General features: G+C 61.5%; 10 protein-coding genes. 2 read left to right on the top strand and 8 right to left on the bottom strand.

The features are described 5' to 3' along the window. Positions 1-22: 22 nt before the first annotated feature. The 8 genes from A4X17_RS13990 to A4X17_RS13950 all read right to left on the bottom strand — a co-directional run bounded on the left by A4X17_RS13990 (position 23) and on the right by A4X17_RS13950 (position 14,194). Positions 23-1,702, bottom strand: coding sequence for a UvrD-helicase domain-containing protein (locus A4X17_RS13990; protein ID WP_197479088.1), 1,680 nt, complete (start codon positions 1,700-1,702; stop codon positions 23-25). Then, on the bottom strand, positions 1,699-3,309 hold the full coding sequence (locus A4X17_RS13985; RefSeq protein ID WP_064296280.1) for an ATP-dependent endonuclease: 1,611 nt from the start codon (positions 3,307-3,309) through the stop codon (positions 1,699-1,701). Before A4X17_RS13985 ends, A4X17_RS13990 begins: the two co-directional genes overlap by 4 nt. Before the next feature lie 148 nt (positions 3,310-3,457). After that, the gene (locus A4X17_RS13980; RefSeq protein ID WP_064296279.1) at positions 3,458-6,286 is read right to left on the bottom strand and encodes a DUF4365 domain-containing protein; all 2,829 of its coding nucleotides are present in this window, start codon (positions 6,284-6,286) and stop codon (positions 3,458-3,460) included. Positions 6,287-6,607: 321 nt separating this feature from the next. Further along, a complete protein-coding gene (locus A4X17_RS13970; RefSeq protein WP_064296277.1) occupies positions 6,608-9,745 on the bottom strand; it encodes a type I restriction endonuclease subunit R in 3,138 nt (1,045 codons plus the stop codon). Then, positions 9,742-10,482 (bottom strand): TIGR02391 family protein, encoded by a 741-nt coding sequence (locus A4X17_RS13965; protein ID WP_064296276.1) that lies wholly within the window; start codon positions 10,480-10,482, stop codon positions 9,742-9,744. Before A4X17_RS13965 ends, A4X17_RS13970 begins: the two co-directional genes overlap by 4 nt. Further along, positions 10,479-11,675 carry a restriction endonuclease subunit S gene (locus A4X17_RS19515; protein ID WP_064296275.1) on the bottom strand — a complete coding sequence of 399 codons (1,197 nt, stop codon included), beginning with the start codon at positions 11,673-11,675 and terminating at the stop codon, positions 10,479-10,481. Before A4X17_RS19515 ends, A4X17_RS13965 begins: the two co-directional genes overlap by 4 nt. After that, the gene (locus A4X17_RS13955; protein WP_064296274.1) at positions 11,672-13,237 is read right to left on the bottom strand and encodes a class I SAM-dependent DNA methyltransferase; all 1,566 of its coding nucleotides are present in this window, start codon (positions 13,235-13,237) and stop codon (positions 11,672-11,674) included. The genes A4X17_RS19515 and A4X17_RS13955 overlap by 4 nt, the downstream gene beginning before the upstream one ends. A 171-nt stretch (positions 13,238-13,408) precedes the next feature. After that, the gene (locus tag A4X17_RS13950; RefSeq protein ID WP_064296273.1) at positions 13,409-14,194 is read right to left on the bottom strand and encodes a hypothetical protein; all 786 of its coding nucleotides are present in this window, start codon (positions 14,192-14,194) and stop codon (positions 13,409-13,411) included. A 300-nt stretch (positions 14,195-14,494) separates the two neighbouring features. Here A4X17_RS13950 and A4X17_RS13945 point away from each other — a divergent pair, with 300 nt between their 5' ends. Then, entirely contained in the window at positions 14,495-14,800 is a 306-nt protein-coding gene (locus A4X17_RS13945; RefSeq protein WP_157583531.1) for a hypothetical protein, read from the top strand. 45 nt (positions 14,801-14,845) lie between these two features. After that, entirely contained in the window at positions 14,846-15,331 is a 486-nt protein-coding gene (locus A4X17_RS13940) for a hypothetical protein (protein ID WP_064296271.1), read from the top strand. Positions 15,332-15,347 lie beyond the last annotated feature (16 nt).

Genomic DNA, 15,347 nt, shown 5'->3' with positions numbered 1-15,347 from the left:
CTCCCGTGGTCGAATCGTCGGATCAGCGGGCTGTCAGCGCGTCCCAATCTGAAGCATTCAGCCAGCCGCGCATCTCGGCATCGTCCATCGGGCTCGCTGTTCCGATCTCCGTCAGGAACCTCGTAGGGCTCTTCCTGCGCGGGGTTCCACTCCGGTCGGGGACGGTCAGCGCATAGCTCAGGACGACACCATGTCTCGCCCGGGAGAGCATCACCGAGAGGACGCGCGCCTCCTCGGCAATCGACTCCGGCGTTGTGGCACGGAAATCCGGCATCGTTCCATCCTCGGCACCGACAACGATCACCCAGTCGAACTGCTGCCCCTTTCCTGTATGGCCGGTGAGCAGGTGAATCCCCGGTTCCGTGATCAACGTAGTTCCAGTGCCGACACGGATTCGGCCACGTACAGACGCTGCGGTCTCTCCTGAGACGAGAAGGTCGTGGCACCAGTCCAGCGCTTCCCTGAGCTCGTTCTTGTTCTCAGCCACAGAGGAAAAGTCCGCCACGTCGCGGAGATAGGTCAGCGGGTCTGCTGCTGCGAGCATCTCTGGGACATTCAGCTGACGCAGGAGGCTCTTCAGTAGGTTGGCGGTGTCCGTGTCGAGCACGGCGTCGTCCCAGCGGTATACCTCGACGGTGGCTCCGGCGAGGGCGGCATCGACGAAGCGACGGCGTGGCCCAGTGCGAGCAACGATGCCAACGCGATGGTTCGGAGCATGCTCTATTAGCGTGACGGCCAGTCTTGCAGCCCACTCCGCTTCCCCCGCGGCCGTATCGTGTCGAACCCACGACTTCATTCCCCCGCCCGGCCACGAAGCCGGGCTCGCTGACGTGAGCGAGGTTCCGCCAGTGAGCCTCGAAAGAGAGTTGACCATGGCGAGCACGGCAGGAGACGAGCGATGAGACTCGGAAAACTCGACAACTTCAGAGCACTCATCGCGGACAGCTTGGCTGACCTCGTTAGGGCTTGCTCCGGCGAAGCCATAGATACCTTGCGCAAGATCGCCGGCGAATGTTGTGCGCCCGCGGCCGATCACATTCACGATACGAAGCTGCTGCGGAGTCAGATCTTGAAACTCGTCGACGACGACCGCACCGAAGTGCGCGTTGTAGAGCGAAGCGACTTGCTCGTTGGCAAGAATCAGCTCCGCCAGACGCGGAAGATCGTCGTATGTCAGCCTTCCTGCCGCCACACGCTCTTGCTCGATGCGCAGAGCTGCCTCGCGACCAGGTGCCTCCAGATAATCGATCACCTCCGCGTCCGTTCGTCCATCCTGCTTCGCGACACGAAGTGTGCGCTGCACTTCTGCTGACGTATTGAAGTCGAAGTTGAGCTCTCGACATCGCTGTCCCACCCAGTCGTTCTCCGGGAACTCGATGTCCTCAGCTATCCCGATGACATTCCCGTGAGCTCGGATGAGCCGAGCTGCGACGCCATGGAAGTTGGCGACGCTCACTCGATCACGGAGTACTGCAGCAGGAAGGTACGCCTTAAGTCGTTCGCGAATGTTGTCGCGAGCCCGGTTGGAGAACGCGGTCACAAGCACTTTCTTCGGTGCTGCAACGTCGCCACGGCGCAGAAGGCCTTGGATGCGCAGCGCGAGCGCCTCCGTCTTGCCACAGCCAGCCGGGGCAATCACGAGGAGGTCGGGAGCCGTCGCATCTCTGATTCGTTCCTGTGCAGCGGTCGGAGTGATCGTCACGACGCGATCTCCGTCAGCAATTTCTCGATGCTCTGGATCGACGCGACGTCGTCCTTCGTGAGGACGGCCGCAACGGACAAAGCCGCCCGCACCTTGTAGTCGCTTTTCCGACGACAGAATGCTGCAACATCAGCGGCCGTGCGCACTCCCCCGTCGCCGCTCGCTGCACAGTTCGCGAGATGAGCTCGACTGAACTGCCCGCTCGACTCGAGCGCGCTCCACACCCGATCGTGGCCGAGTGCCTGCACGTACTCGTCTTCCAGGTCCGCGACGGAAACCCACACAGAATGGTCCGCCAGATCGGCCGCCTCGACTCCGAGCTTCGCTGCAGTGTCTGCAGCCGCGTCGTCGTCGATCAAGAGCGTCATCGGTACGTCGAAACCGTTTGGTCCGAACAACTTGTCGACAGGCCCCATTTCGCCGGCGCCGCCTACCTCGAGGACAGAGATACCGAGTCGATCGAGCGATCGGTTCGTGAGTTCAGCGGACCGTTCGAGGATGATTCGGTCAGAGATACCCTCGACTGCGACGACGCGCTGCGCGGTCAACGGTTCGAGCTTGTCGCGAACCCACCACCGGACGAACATTCGCTCGTCGCCAGACATGAAGCCGCTCTTCGGTTGAACGACGGAGCCGCCGGCCTTGACTACGACGATCAAATTGGGGTCGAAGGCGCCCACGATGTCAGGTGAGCGCGTCGCGATGATCTTCTGATTGGCCCCCTCGCGCAACAGGCGCGCGAGGCTGCGTTGGCTCGTCGGGTGGAGGTGCACTTCGGGTTCATCGATACCGACCAGATTCGAGCCGACGCTCATGAGGTCGTAAAGCGCGATGGCGTAGAGGGCGCGCGAACCGTCAGATTGCTCGGAGAGGTTGCGCGGTACCCCATCCTTCAGCACCTGAAGACGTACGTCGCTGAGTACGTCCTCGGTGGCCGATGCGGAACTCACGAAACTCAGATCGGCTGGCTCTACCTCTTTCGGCAGGGCGCGTGACAGCTGGCCGGATAGATCGACCCGGAGGCCGCCGAGCACCCCGGAGCCATCGAGAGCGGCCTGGAACTCCTTCGCCGCGGCCTCGAACGCAGAAGCCTCTCCCCCGAGTACGACGTTGGCAAGCAAGTCGTCAACGGGCGATCGACGCCCGTCGCGTAGATCTCTCGTCTGAGCTGTCGCACTGAGGAACTTCCAGCCCAACCCTTCAAGCTGATCGCGCGAGAGTTGCCGACTTGTTCCGCTCGCTGGAGCAGTGCGCGTGATCGAGATCGACTCGTTCTCGTCTGCGTCGACGGTGAGGCGAACGAGCAGGGAGAGATTACCCGTTTGGGCGTCAACTTCGATCTCGTCCGCGAACAAGGCTTGCTCGTCGCTGGAGAAATCGACCAGCATCACCTCGACCACGAGAGGCTGCGCTGCGTCTCTGAGGTCATCTACGCCGAGGTTGGAGTACAGCTGAGCTGTGCTTGCCCCGAGCACGAGATCCAGGCACCGAAGGAGCGAGGACTTTCCGACATCGTTCGCGCCTACCAGCACGAGGTGGTCGCGCACCTCGATATCTAGGTCCTGCAGACGCTTGTAGTTCTCAACTTTCAACCTCGACAGCTTCATGCTGCTTACCCTTCTCTGCGCGCCAGCCCCAGTGCCACGCGAAGATTCTCATTTAGATAACGTCGCTGAATAAAGACAAAATGCAGTACACCGAGCGAGGTGTCCATCACGGCGAACGAATCGCGCTTATGCAGACGGTCTCGGAGACTCATTCGCGGTCACCCCCGACGTCCTCGGCTTCAGCGCGGTCCCACGTGCGCAGAAGCTCCGTCACATGCGCTCGAACCACTGCTGAGGGGTGGGATGCGAGTTCGTTAGCGAGCACTTCCGCACTTGCAGAGCGGCCAGTCTGGAACAGCGTGCGCGACACTCGCGTTGCCAGCTCGACACCCGGCTCACTCAGCAGTTGAGTCAATACGCGGCGACTTTGTTCACCAGCCACATCCAGTGCCAGCCACTCCGCGAGGGCGCCAGCCACCGCGGAACGGATCTCGAGGTCGCTGTGGGTTGATAGTGCAGCCAGCGCGCCCAGCTGGCTCGGCTCTCGCCGCATCGCAATCAGCCGGATGCCGGCCTGGATCCGATCCGGGGCACCGCTCAGCAGGTCAGTCACAGTGTTGTCGGACGCCTCGTCGGGCGAGATGAGATTGAGAAGCAGCAGCGCGTCGCCTCGAATATCTGCCCTATTGAAAAAGCCCAGGCCATGGTTCGGATCTGGCGTTCGTGACGCCAGCCGCGCCAGGGGCTCGCGAAGCTGCTCGCGCACCGCATCGGGAATCTTCTCTGAAAGCCGGATCAACAGATTGACACCGGAAGCGAGATGGTCTGGGGATGATTGCTCGTCGGCTATCGCGGCCACGCAGGCGTCCCAGTCGGCGGCGGCCGGATGCCACAGATTGAGCAGTACGAGCGTATGCAAGGCGTCGTTAGAACTGCCATAGCCATACATGCCTTTGTGCGCGGAGTCGATATTGCTGCGCACGGCCTTCGCGGAGCTCTCGATCATCCCTGATGCTGCCCGTTCAGGTAGTTCGGTGACGTTGCCCCAGCTGGCCAACGCGGACGTGTCGCCCTGCGCGATGCGGTCGATAAGGCCGGCTCGGAGCTCAGGATCACGGCCCGCGAGTAGTGCCTCGATCGCATTGGCGAGCACAGCTGTGTCTCCGCCCGGTCTAGCCCGGAGTTTGTTCAGCTCCGCCTCGGACCAATCGAGGTCACGAACATTGCGGACCAGCAATGCATATCCGCGGGCGATCAGCTCGTCGTCGACCGGTGGCAAGCTGCAGACCCATGATCGAACTTCCGCCTGAATCTCCTTGGAACAAGCTACGAACGTCCGCGCAAGCGCCAACGCGAGCGGCTCCTCGTAGCGAGGGTTCGACGGGCGAAGTCGCTTGAGCCGCCTACCCGGATCTGCGAGCTCGGAGAGCAGCATCCGGGCGGCGCGATCAGCCACGGCCGTTGGAAGGACCTTGCCAGCCAGCCCTAGCAGCTCCAGGTCCGAGTGGAGTGAGTCTCGCGTAGATCGCCGCAGATCTACGCGCTCCGCGACGTTCACGAGCGCAGCCACCGGACCGATATCGAGCAATCGCGTCACTGCATGTTTGATGTCACTTTTCGATCCCGCGAGCAAGAAGAGCTCGAGGGCGCTGCTCACCGAGTCCACCTCGCGCGAGGTCATAAGAATGTGGCGTGCGAGCTGGCACGCCTCGTAGCGCCACGAAGAGGTATCGCCACCGAAGTTAGAGATGAGCATCGCGGCACGGATGTTGGTCCAGGTTTCGTCGGAGCCGCCGATCGTGATCGACTTATCGTTCGCCCACGTCTTGAAGGCGTTCTCGAGATGCTTGCCAAGACCGACGGACATTTTCTGTCCGCGCCACCACGAAGCAGCGTTATCGCGCGCCTTGATCATCTGCTCGAGGTCTGCAGCTGCCCAGCCGCTCAGAGTGAACAGCATGTCTGCAGCCGTTCCAGACAAGAAGCGAGCCGTTGGATCCTCTGGCGCAGTCTGTCCGATCATGGCGACTTCAAGGGCGATGCTTCGAGCCCGCCGAAGCGAACCGTCCAGGAGCAAGTTTCGCGCGAGATGCAGTCTCAGCCATGCGTGATCGACCGGGTTGTAGTCATCGCGCTCTTCGAGTGACCTCGTAAGGAGCTTGATAGCGGAACGCACCTTCCCGTCCTCGAACAGAGCGGATGCATTCATCACTACGGTAGCGGCGCGCTGCTCAGGGGTCGTTTCTGCCGTAGTTAGCTCCTCGAGCGCTGCACGCTCGCCCTTCTCCACCCAGGTGAGGAGCGCGGCGTACAGTCGCCACTCGAAGTCATCATCGGCAGCACTCACCGTGGGATCAAGAAGCGGCTGCTTGTCCTCGTAGTGCCTGTGGACCTCGAAGAGACGAACCGAGGACACAAGAGCGACCGCTTGCGCAGCGGTCACCGTATCGGTCGAGGCGTTGCCGTGGGGTGCGATGAGCCTGGGAGCAAGGAGCGCATACCTCAACTGCGAGTTGTCCGGAATCTCCTGCCCAGGGGTCCAAGCGCTTCCTTCCCAAGTCTTCCCAGTTGAGCTGCTGAGGGCGACTTCGAGCAAAGCCTCGAAATGATCTAGATCTACGGTCTGCGTCTTCGGGACGAAGACCTTTCGCCCCTTGCCCGTAGAGATGACTGCGTCCTCGACGATGTGGACCCAATAAGAAACCTTGGCATCCTTGTCGTAGAAGACAAGGATGTGCGGGACTCGGTGAGTTGTCCAGTAGTCGAAGTGTTCTTCATCGTCCGCGTACCACCAGCCCTCCCGGCCCTCGTGAGTCGCAGGCGCATCGAACTCAAGAGCCCAATTCTTGACCTGCGCACCTACGAGAGCCCCCAGGTCGAAGCGGCGCGCGTCCCGAGCCATGACGAATAGGTCGGTGCCTACGTCGTGCTCGAGGTTCGGGATGGCACCCCATCCCAGTTCCTCGAACTGCCCTTTGACAAAGCTCTGCCCGGAGGTGCCCTTCGCGTTGTTCTTCGGGGCTCGCATCGCAGCCATTACGCGTCCCACTCCTCTTCCACGAGCGGCGGCCTGTTCAGTCCATCTCCGCGCAGTCGCCAGTCGAGTAAATTGCGATCCATGAGCCTCGAGAAGCGGCTTCTATGGCCTCCCTCAAAGTAAAGAGTCAGCTCGCGAGCAATGGCACACTCCCCTCCTTCAAGCAACAAGAACGGATCGATGAACAGCTTGGTATCGACCGTCAGATGTGGGTCGAACCAATCGTCATCAGCTGTCGGAGTGACGCAGAAGTGCTCCGAGAGACGCATGGCTACGCGCACCCCCAGGAGGATTGCGCCGAAGCGACGACTCGATAAGTGATCATCGCTGCGCCTCACTGCCCGCCAGCACTTCGGCCTGCTCGAGCACAAGCTCGATTGCCTTGGCTTCTGCGTCTGGCGGGTAGTCGTACTTCGCCAGCAAGCGCCGAACCTTCGTGCGCATCGCAGCTCGCACTGAATCCTTGAGATTCCAGTCGATCGTGGCGGAAGCACGCACTGCGGTGACCAGCTCCTGCGCGATCTTCTTGAGTGTATCGTCCCCCAGCTCGAGCACCGCGGCATCGTTGAGCCGGACGGCGTCGTAGAAGGCAGCCTCGTCCTCCCGCAGCCCAAGCGACTTGTGGCGGGCGTCCTCGGCGCGCATCGTCTTGGCGAGCTTCACCAGCTCCGCAATGATCTCTGCCGTCGTCAGCGACCGGTTCGTGTAGCGGTTGATCGCTTCTTCGAGCTGCTCGGAGAACTTACGCGCCTGCACGACGTTCGTCCGCTGCACTGTGCGGATCTGATCGTTGAGAAGCCGTCGAAGCAGCCCCATCTGGAGGTTCGGCTTCTCCTTCTCCGCGAGCGAGTCGAGGAACTCCTCTGACAGCAGCGATAGTTCAGGAGTCTCGACACCGGCCAGTTGATAGACGTCGATCACCTGATTTGCCGACACGGCCTCGTTCAAGAGCTGACCGAGGGCGGTGTCGATCTCGACGCTTCCGATCCCACCACGCCCCGAGTCAGGGTTCTGGATCTTGAGAATCGCCGCGCGTACGTCGGTGAACAGACGGACGTCGTTTCGAATGGCGGCCGCTTCGTCACGTGCGCCGGCCAGCGCGAATGCCTTCGCCAGCGCCAGCACCTGATCGTTGAAGCGGCTCGTTCGATCCGGATCGGCCATCACGAAGTCGAGCACCTTGGCATACTCAGCGAGACGCTGCGATGGTGACAGCGCCGGAGATGCGTCATACGTCACGCCATGAAGTAGTCCGCGCACGACATCGTGCTTCTCGAGCATGATGTCAACCATGTCCTCGATCGGCACACCTGCCTGATCGCGGTCGGACGGTGAGTACTCGCTCAGCGCGCTCTGCAGGTTGTCGAAGATGCCGATGTAGTCGACGATCAGCCCGCCCGGCTTGTCCCGGAACGTTCGGTTCACGCGGGCGATGGCCTGCATCAGTCCTGCTCCCTGCATCGTCTTGTCGACGTACATCGTGTGCATCGACGGCGCGTCAAAGCCGGTCAGCCACATGTCTCGCACGATGACCAGCTCAAGCGGGTCGTCAGCGTTCTTCGCCCGCGCCTTGAGATCCTTGCGCACGTCCTTCGAGTGAATGTGTGGCTGGAACTCTGCCGGGTCTGCGGCAGATCCGGTCATGACGACCTTGATCTTGCCCTTGGCGGGATCGTCGGAGTGCCACTCCGGACGCAGCGCCACGATCTTTTCGTAGAGGCGCACCGCGATGCGGCGGCTCATCGTCACGATCATGCCCTTACCGAGGATTGACTCGCGTCGCTTCTCCCAGTGCTCGACGATGTCGGCTGCGACCATGTCGAGGCGTGCGTCGGCGCCGACGATCGCTTCGAGTCGTGACCACCGCGACTTGGCGGCCGTGGCAGCGTCCTCTTCGACTTGCTCGGTGACCTCTTCGACGAGTTCGTCGAGTGCGGCGTAGTCCTCGGCCGAGAGATCGACCTTGGCGAGGCGAGATTCGTAGAAGATGCGAACAGTTGCACCATCCTCGACAGCACGCGTCAGGTCGTAGACGTCGACGTAATCGCCGAACACCGAGCGCGTCGACTTGTCTGCCGAGTCAATCGGCGTTCCGGTGAAACCGAGATAGGTAGCTCCCGGCAAGGCGTCACGCATGTGTTTCGCGAGACCGGCCTTGAGCCGTCCGCTGCGGTCAAGGTACTCGCTGAAGCCGTACTGAGAGCGATGCGCCTCGTCCGCGATCACGATGACGTTGCGTCGATCCGTGAGCACGACGTTCGCGTCACCGTCCTCGCCAGGTGCAAACTTCTGGATTGTCGTGAAGACGATGCCGCCGGATGCGCGGGTCAGCCTTGTGCGCAGATCCTTGCGGGTCTCGGCCTGGACAGGCGATTCAGGCAGGATGTGCGCTGGTGCGAAGACCTCTTCGTAGAGCTGGTTGTCCAGGTCGTTACGGTCGGTGATGAACACGAGCGTCGGGTTGGCCATCCGCGCATCACGCATCACCTTCGCGGCGTAGAACACCATCTCGAAGCTCTTGCCCGAACCCTGCGTGTGCCAGACAACACCACCGCGACGGTCACCGGCCGGGCTCGACGCTTGAATGGTCGACTCGACCGCAGCGTTGACTGCCCAGTACTGGTGGTACTTCGCGACGCGCTTGATAAGAACGGAAGTCTTCTGCTTCGTGACCTTGTCCGTCACGGTCTCACGGCTGAACACCACGAAGTTGCGGAGCAAATCGAGGAAGCGGGTCTTGTCGAAGACACCCTTAGCGAGCACCTCAAGCGCCGGCCGGTCGGTGATCACCGTCCTGCCGTCCATCGTCTTCCATGGAGCATAGTGCTCGAACGCGCCGCTGTAGCTGCTCATCGCGGCAGATGTTCCGTCGGAGATGACCGTCACAGCGTTCGCCAGGAACACCGACGGAATGTCCTTACGATACGTCTGCACCTGGTTCCAAGCGGACTTGAGCGTCGCGTGCTCAGCGGCCGGGTTCTTGAGCTCCAACAGCGCCAGCGGGATTCCGTTGACGAACACGAGTACGTCGGGGCGGCGGTTCTTGCCGTTCTCGACAATCGTGAACTGGTTAACCGCCACCCAGTCGTTGCGCTCGGGCTGCTCGAAGTCGATCAGGTTGATCGTGCGCGTCCGGAGGATGCCGTCGGAGCCGCGCTGCTCGACGGGCACCCCTTCGGTGAAGAGCTTGTGCAGCCGGTGGTTTTCGTCGATAGCGCTCTGCGACTCGGCCCGGCGCACGCGCTTGATGGTCTCAGCGACCGCATCGTTGTCGAGACCGGGGTTCAGGAGTCGAATCGCGTCGCGCAGTCGCTCCCACAGGAAGACTTCCTCGTACGAGTCACGCTCAGCCGCGGCTTCGCCCGGTGCGAGGCTCGGGCCGTGCAACGTGTGATAGCCGAGCTCTGCGAAGTACTCGAGCGCGGCCAGCTCGACGATGTTCTCGTTGAATGCGGTCATGAGGCGACCTCCAGCGTTGATGCGTCCACCCACCGTGCGAGCACGCTGAGGGCGGCCAGATACTCCAACGCCTGTTGCTCGGGCATCTCCTGGCTGGCCTCGTGTGCGAGCGGATTCCGGATGCCAGCAAACACGCCCTCGGCGAACGTACGAGCACCGCGCTGAATCGACTTGAATGTCGAACTGCCGTCGTCCTCCATCCGGTGCAAGCGCGGCTTGCCGGCACTCGGTGGCTGCTCACTGAACGCCTGGTTGAAGAGATCGGTCTCACTGAGATTACGGCGACCGACTTTGTTCTGGGTCTCGGCGTTCAGCTTCTTGATCGCGCCCTCGACAGCCTCGCGGTAGTGGCCGGACTGCCACAGCGAGGAAGCTCCGCTCCAGATCCAGGAGTGCAATTTGGCGGCTGACAACTCTGGAGCGTCATCACCCAGGTTCTTGCGAATCTCTTCCTGCCGCTCCAGCTCCGCCTTCGCGCGGATGGCCGCTTCACGATGCCGTGTCCAGCGGTTGCTTTTGCGCAGTTCGATGTCTGTGCGCCAGCTCGGGATGACCCGGTCGAAAACCTTCTCCACGACCTGTGCTTGCTGCGCCACTTCGGTATCCGAGGCAGCGGTGCTGGACTTGTTGGAGAGCGATACGACTCCGTTACCGACGTAACTATTGTTGGTCATCACGGTCTGCTGGATGAACTTATCCAGCTCGCCAAGAGCCCACTCGATGTTGAGTCCCGTCACACTGCAACTCCTTCGACGGGGATGCGCCTGCGTCCGAAAAGGAGTTCGGGGAGAAGCGAGTCGCGAAGGGTGGTCACACGATCCGACTCGATGCGTAGGCTCTCGGCTCGCATCAGCAACGCGAGCGTCGACTGCTTCACCTCCAGCGCTGCGCTTCTGAAATCTGGGACTTCGATCGCGAGCGCGTCATCAGGTCGCACTCTTTGGTGGCTGCCCGACGTGCCTGTCACGCGCTTCGGTAGCTCTTCACGGAAGAACGGATCGCGCACTGCCAGCCACACGGCCGCCAACTCGAGGCCATCCTCGGCCGTCAATACCAGGAACTCGGTCGATGCAAGTGCCATTGCCTCTGTCCCAGCGGTAACCCACCATGTGCGATTGAATCGCGGATTAAGGCGCGAGAGGAGAACCGCGTGCTGCGGCACCCTGAGCTTGTTGCTCATAATTCTCGCTGCGGCGGCGCGCTCAGGCCGAGCCCCGGAATCGAACGCGGGAAGGCTGAAGTGGTCAACCACCGCGTCGCCAAGTTTGGACGGATTCGCTGTCTCCTTGATGGACTTTGCAATGATCCTGAGTGGAACCGTCGGAAGGCCTGCCCCAAACTTTTCGGACTTCGCATCGAGCAGGTCGGATATCAATGCGTTCGCTCGCCGATTCGACTCGATCTTGTCGTCGAGCGCGCTGAGGGTCGAAGCGACCTCCCGCTGATACTCAAGTGACGGCAAGTCCAATTGGAACTCCAGGATTCGTCCTGGCGATGTGTGATGCACCGTGCTGCCCGACGAGCTGGCAAGGACCTCTGCCCTATAGTCCGACGCTCGCATTCGATACTCGAGCCAACTCTGATCGACGTCGGGAGACGTGATCGATATCAAGCCGATTCGCTGGTTGTGGAGAGCTGTGAGTCCAGGCGGCAGGGAGGGCACGGTCGCGGCATACCCGAGGGTGTCCATGTTCTTGCTTAGGTCAGTCATCGTGACCACAAGATCGCCAGGACGAAGCACATATTCCTCGGGCGGGATCCCTTTGAAGTACTTGAGTCGGTTGAGCTTGAATCCTCCACCAATGGAGAAGTTGCCCGGGGTCACCAAGAAGTGCGGTTGCCGCTCAGTCGTAATGTCTTCGCCTTTGAACGCGAAGCCATGCTTGATCTTGATGATGTCTCCCAGCGAGACTCGGCGCCCTGGAGTCATGAAATCTGACCCAGTCTTTCCCGCACATGCTTCTCCAGGTCAGCGCCCCGGTCGAACTCTGCCAGCAGGGCTTCGGTTAGCCGCTTGATCTTCTCGTCGATCGGCTCATCATCCGCTTCGGCTTCGGCCGCACCGACGTACCGCCCCGGAGTGAGCACGAAGTCATGCTTCTCGATCTCGTCGAGCTTTGCGGCCTTCGCGAAGCCGGGCACGTCTGCGAAACCACCGTCGCGATTGCGCCACGAGTGATACGTATCGGCGACCCTCGCGATGTCGGCGTCATCGAACACTCGCAGCCGACGTGACTCCATGGTGCCGAGCTTGCGAGCGTCGATGAACAGCACCTCGCCGCGACGCTCACGGTGTCCGTTGCCGTGGCGCTCCTTGCTGATGAACCAGAGTGACACCGGGATTCCGGTGTTGAAGAAGAGCTTGTCCGGCATCGCCACGATGCAGTCCACAAGATCTGCCTCAACGAGCTTGCGTCGGATCTCACCTTCGCCGCCGCTCTTCGAAGAAAGTGAGCCATTCGCGAGCACGAAGCCTGCTGTGCCCTTCGGGCTCAAGTGATGGATGAAGTGCTGAACCCAACCGAAGTTGGCGTTGCCCTGTGGCGGTGTCCCATACTTCCAGCGCGGATCATCCGCGAGCTTCCCGTCCCACCAGTCGGAAACGTTGAACGGCGGGTTCGCGATGATGAAGTCGGCGCGAAGGTCTGGGTGCAGATCCTCTGTGAATGTATCGGCTGACTTCGGGCCAAGATCGGCTTCGATGCCTCGCAGCGCGAGGTTCATCTTGGCGAGCTTCCACGTCGTGTCCGTGTACTCCTGCCCGTAGACCGAGATGTCGGTGCGCTTACCGCCATGTGCCTTCACGAAATCAGCCGACTGAACGAACATGCCGCCTGAGCCCGCGGCCGGGTCATAGACGCGCCCCTGGTACGGCTCGAGCATCTCGACGAGCGTCTTAACAACGCTTCGAGGCGTATAGAAGGCGCCAGCATCCTTGCCGGTCTCCTTGCCGGCGAACTGCCCGAGGAAGTACTCGTAGACACGTCCGAGCACATCGTCGGCTCCGTGGTCGTCGGTACTGGTGAAGCCGATGCCGCCGATCAGGTCGACGAGCTCGCCGAGGCGACGCTTGTCCAGGCCGTCACGTCCGTAGTTGCGTGGGAGCACACCTCGAACAGACGGGTTCTCCTTCTCAATGAGATCCATCGCGGTGTCGATGTCCTGACCGACTGTCGTCAGCTTCGCCCGTGACTGCACGTATCCCCAGCGAGCGTTCTCGGGTACCCAGAAGACGTTCTGGCTGATGTACTCGTCGCGATCCTCAAGGAAAGATGAGACCCGCTCCGGCTTGATCCCGTCCGCGAGCAGCTCCGACTCCAGTGATCCACGACGCTCCTCGAAGCGGTCGGAGATGTACTTCAGGAAGACGAGGCCGAGCACGACGTGCTTGTACTCGCTCGGCTCCTGGTTCCCGCGCAGCTTGTCGGCAGCGTCCCACAGCCGCTGCTCCAGCGTCTTCGTTGGTTTCGGCTTTGCGGTTCGTCCTGCCATGGCGTGTTGCGGTCTCCTTAACGCCGATCAGGGCGCAGATTAATGGTGTCGGGTCACTTATCCCACGGTATCGGCCGACTATGACATTCGAGCCGAGGACACCTCAGGTGAGACTTCGTGTCGCGTTCCAGCCGGGAGGTAGCTCGCCTCAACCTGATGCCGATAACTGCCCTAAGTTATATCCTGAACTGGGCTTTTCGTGAATAGTGATCGATCAGGGTCGCTGTCCGGGTCGCGCTCGACCTCGACCGGCATCAACTCGGCCTCGGCGTCCGCGTCGATCTCCGGGGCAGCCTTGAGCATGAGTGTCACCTGCCGAACGACTGCCTCCGGACGGTTACGCGCCATCTCGCGCTGCAGCTCAGAGATCGCTTCATCATCGGCGACCTGAACCGATGACAGCAGCTTCCACTGCTCGTCAGCGAACTTCCTCGCCTCGAACAGTGCCCGGAAGCGGGCGTACCACTCTTCCGGACTCATCTGAGGCTTCCCGACGGCGACATCGGTTCCGGGTGCCGCTGCATCTTCATGCGCGGGCGGAGTCTGCGCGACGATGACGCTCGCCTCGTCCACGTCAGCCTCTTCAGCTTCGCTCCCCTGCCCGCGCACCTTCTTCCAGAATGACCGGACTGCTGGCAGCGCTCGCTCGTTGATCATGCGCTGCACGTGCGGCATCGCCTTGCGGATCAGAACGTACCCGCCTGCCGCGGCGCCGATCACAGCCAAGATGAGGAGCGCCGCGGCCTGTGCGTCGGCATCCGAGTCGGAGTCGCTGTTCGGCGACGTCGAGTCGTAGCTGTACTCGTCTTCGTCGTCCGGATCCTCGGGGTGGAACGACGCATGATCCGACAACTTTCCCTCGCTATCGAAAAGCAGCTGGCTCAGCCCGCCGTCCTTCGCCTGCCCCGGCGTCAGCGAGTCGTCGTCGTACTCGAAATACCCGTGGATCTTGACCATGCACTTCCCCAGTGTTCGTTGAGACTCAGTCAACACCAGCGGGCAGACATTCAGACACCACGGGCGGCGACGGCCGCGATCAACACTGCCGCGCGACCCCGAGAAACTTGGGGATCGTCGCAAAAACTACAACGGAAAGTGACCTGAAATGGGTTCTCAAGACGACACCTCTTCCTCATAATCAGGGCCACTCGGGGGCGACCGCCCGCGAGCCTGATTAGAGGGGATTGTCAGATGTTAAAGCGTTTGAAGTCACGGGCAGCCGTCGCCATCGGCGCGTTTGCCCTCGTCGCGGCGAGCATGACGCTCACCGCCGCTCCCGCCAACGCCGCTGGCGGCACGGTCACCTGTGCATCCAGCACTCCCGTCGGCATGTGGGTCGAAGTCCAGAACGGTACGGATGGCTTCGCCACGCTCTCTTCCACCGCCAACCCGCGGGTGAAGAACTGGTCCTACAACACGCAGGGCAAGCGCTTCCGCGTGTACGTCGGATGTGGCGGCACCGCGCAGACCTGGGGTTCGTCGATCACTTCCAACTGGTCGACGAGCGGTTCGACGATCAGCTGCGCTGACGTCGGCTACAACCGCACCTGCCGCATCGGCTGATCTACGACCTGGACCAGGTCGAGAAACTGGTCCGCTCACAACGCAATGATTAAGAACTATCGCACCACCCAAGTCCTCGCTATCATCTTCGGCATCACCACCGTGGTGCTCTTCTTCATGAACCGACAAGGGACCCTGCTCTACTACATGTCAGAGGGCGGCGCCTGGCTCATCACAATCGGCAACTTCGCATTACTCTGCATCTCTCTGGCACTCTTTATCGCCGCTCGCGCGACGCGAAACAGGCCGCGCGGCCGTGAGCTCGACACGCTCCATTCTTTCGCCGATCGCAAGGTGTACGAGACCATGGCACGGCCAGAAGCCATCCCGGTTCCAAGCCAACTACTTGAACAACTGGCGCAACCGCTCGACACCGCTGACATCCCGATCGCTGGCGGCGTCGGTCTCGATCACGTCCGTTCAGGTGAGACAGTCAAGCTGACTGCCATCGACGACGGTACTCGCTTCGTCGTCGTTGAAGTAGACGAAGTGACGAGTGAACTCGTTCGCGTGCATCGCTCATCCTTCTAGCGCTCAACGTGAAGAA

It is taken from the genome of Plantibacter sp. H53 (genome assembly GCF_001650455.1).
Taxonomy (GTDB): Bacteria; Actinomycetota; Actinomycetes; order Actinomycetales; family Microbacteriaceae; genus Plantibacter; species Plantibacter flavus_A.
This window is presented reverse-complemented; position numbering and strand designations above follow the sequence as displayed.